General features: G+C 67.7%; 3 protein-coding genes and 1 pseudogene. 2 read left to right on the top strand and 2 right to left on the bottom strand.

Annotation, left to right across the window (positions count from 1 at the left end; genetic code table 11):
* The first annotated feature begins 242 nt into the window (after window positions 1-242).
* Window positions 243-668, top strand: a complete 426-nt coding sequence (locus ABZT03_RS43695) for a recombinase family protein (RefSeq protein WP_356049813.1) — start codon at window positions 243-245, stop codon at window positions 666-668.
* Here ABZT03_RS43695 and ABZT03_RS43700 read toward each other — a convergent pair.
* Complete coding sequence (locus tag ABZT03_RS43700; protein WP_356049814.1) at window positions 652-984, bottom strand: hypothetical protein; 333 nt, start codon at window positions 982-984, stop codon at window positions 652-654. The two genes, ABZT03_RS43695 and ABZT03_RS43700, sit on opposite strands and share 17 nt — an antisense overlap.
* Window positions 981-2,231 (bottom strand): annotated as a pseudogene (locus tag ABZT03_RS43705) (IS256 family transposase). Before ABZT03_RS43705 ends, ABZT03_RS43700 begins: the two are co-directional and overlap by 4 nt.
* A 156-nt stretch (window positions 2,232-2,387) precedes the next feature.
* Between ABZT03_RS43705 and ABZT03_RS43710 the strand changes: the two are divergent.
* A complete protein-coding gene (locus ABZT03_RS43710) occupies window positions 2,388-2,570 on the top strand; it encodes a recombinase family protein (protein ID WP_356049815.1) in 183 nt (60 codons plus the stop codon).
* Window positions 2,571-2,630 lie beyond the last annotated feature (60 nt).

The raw sequence follows: 2,630 nt of genomic DNA on the forward strand, positions 1-2,630 counted from the left end.
ACGACACCGCGTCCACGAGCAGCCCCTCCCGGCGATCCGACCAGACAGATGATCATGCCACCGGCGAGGGCTCCCGCTCAACCTGACAATGCCCCCACGACCTGAAGGACCCCGGAGAACCCGACCACCGCGCCGGGTCTCCACCATGTCCGAACACCGAAATCGCGTCGGCCACCCGACAGTTACCCCTCAACGAGGCCTCATCGCCCCCAACTGAAACGGCGAGGCTAGCGCACCTTTTCGTGGAGAAGGCGGTGTCCGGCACGGTCGCCGGCGACGAGCGGCCCGAGTTGGCCGACGCCCTGCTCTGGATCGAGGAGAAGAAGGCGCACGCCATCATCGCGCCGAACCTGGACCGCCTGGCCCGCGAGCTGGTGGTGCAGGAAGCCGCCCTGGCCCAGTGCTGGCAGCAAGGCGGCCGCGCCTTCATGGCCGACCAAGGCGAGATCCTGCCCGACGACCCCGAAGACCCGATGCGCACCGCCATGCGCCAGATGATGGGCGTCTTCGCCCAGCTCGACCGCGGTATGACCGTCGCCAAGCTCCGCCGCGGCCGCCGCATCAAGGGAGAGAAAGGCCAGTACGCCTACGGCGCACCGCCCTACGGCTGGCACGCCCAGAGCAATAGTCAATACCTGTGGATGGGGTTGGTCACGGCAGCGGGTTGATCCCCTGGATGGCCTGCCAGCCGGAGTCCGGGGTGGCTGAGGCCAGGAGTTGGACTTCTGCGCCCCGGAGGGTCACCAGCGCGCTGTGGGCGGGGTCGAGTTCGTCGACGGTCCGGTGGTAGGCGAGGATTTGTGTCAGTTCCAGGTCAATGACTTCTGCCGAGTCGCGGATCCGGTTGAAGCGGGCTCCGCGACGAACCGGCCCGAGAAGACAGCGCACGGTGGCGGTGGCCTCAGCCGGGTTCACGACGGTGACCTGGTGGATCTGCAGCTCCGCGTCGACTACGTGGCTGCCGGGTTTGAGGGGCTCGGTCATGCCGCGGCCTCGGTGCGCTCGACCAGGACGCCGTTCTCGAATTTGCCGCCGGCGCGGACCACGGCGACCAGGTGGGCTCCGGTGATCGCGCGCCAGCGGTCCTGGGCGGACTCGACCAGCTTGAACACCATCGCCAGCGCGGCGGCCGGGCTGCCGGCGCCGCGGGTGACCTTGGTGCGGAGCTTGACGGTGGAGAACGTGGACTCGATGGGGTTCGTAGTGCGTAGGTGGATCCAGTGCTCGGCCGGGAAGTCGTAGAGTGCCAGCAGTTCCTCCTGGTCGTCGGTGATCTTCGCGACGGCTTTGGGCCACTTGGTGCCGTAGGTCTTGGCGAACGCCTTGATTGCCTTCTCGGCGTGCGTGCGGTCCTCGGCGTTGTAGATCTCCTGCATCGCTTTCGTCGCGCCCGGCTGCGCGGACTTCGGCAGGGCATTTGTCACATTTCTGGCTTTATGAACCCAGCATCGCTGATGGCGAGCCGCGGGAAACACCTCTGCTAGGGCCTTCCACAGGCCCATCGCGCCGTCGCCGACGACCAGTTCGGGGTCGCGCATGCCGCGACGGCGGCAGTCGCGCAGCAGGTCGGCCCACGATTCCGTGGACTCGCGCAGCCCCTCGGCGAGTGCGATCAGCTCCTTGGTGCCGTCCACGCGCACCCCGAGCAGGACCAGCACGCATGAGTGCGCCTGGCCGAGGCGGACCTTGGGGTGCACGCCGTCGGCCCACACGTAGACGAAGTCGCGCTCCGACAGGTCACGGGCCTGGAAGGCGGCGTGGTCCTCGCCCTACTGCTTCGTCAGCCGGGTCACCGTGGCCGGCGAGAGCCCGGCGGCCGACCCGAGAAACTGTTCAAGCGCGGGCACGAAGTCCCCAGACGACAGTCCGTGCAGGTAGAGCAGCGGCAGCACCTCGCTGATCTTGGGCGACTTGCGGCACCAGGGCGCCAGGATCTTCGAGGAGAACCGCTTGCGCTCACCCGTGGACTCATCGACGCGACGATCGTTCACCCGGGGCGCGGTGACCTTGATCGCCCCGGCGGCCGTGGCCACCGTCCGGGGCCGGTGGCGGCCGTTGCGGACCACCAGACGATGACCGTGTTCGTCGGTCTCGGCAGCCAACTCGGCGATGTACTGGTTTACTTCCGCCTCCAAAGCCGCGGCCAGCATCCGGCGGGCGCCCTCACGGACGATCTCGTCGATCAGGGATCCGGACTGGGTGGAGCCGTCTTCGGTGACTACGCTGAGCACTGGGCGTGCCTTCCCGACCCGCGCTGCAACGCGGGCCTACTCGGAGACCTTAAGGATCATTCGGGAAGGTACGCCCTCCGCGCGCCCTCCCGGAACCGATCCACAGGTTCTGAGCATTGCTCGCACGCCCACAAGAAGGAACTGACCGAAGAGGAAGTGGAGCAGGCCGGCCGCGCCCGCGCCCGACAGCTGCGCGACGAAGACGAGATGTCTTACCGCGAGATTGCCCTCGTGCTGGAGGCCGAGGAGATCCGGCCCAAGCGCGGGGAGCGCTGGCACCCGGAGACCGTTCGCCGGATGCTTGCCAACCTCGGATATTCAGCGGCTGAGGTGATCTGATCGGGTATCAGCAGAAGGTGCCCGTGGCCTGCGAGGATGCGAGTGTTGAGGTCGTATCCG

The sequence above is a fragment of the Streptomyces sp. NPDC005574 genome (assembly GCF_040605435.1).
Classification (GTDB): Bacteria; Actinomycetota; Actinomycetes; order Streptomycetales; family Streptomycetaceae; genus Streptomyces.

What these genes read in the sequence shown, in the direction of transcription:
- ABZT03_RS43700 (WP_356049814.1), bottom strand. Translation starts at nt 984, where the DNA reads ATGACCGAGCCCCTCAAACCCGGCAGCCACGTAGTCGACGCGGAGCTG.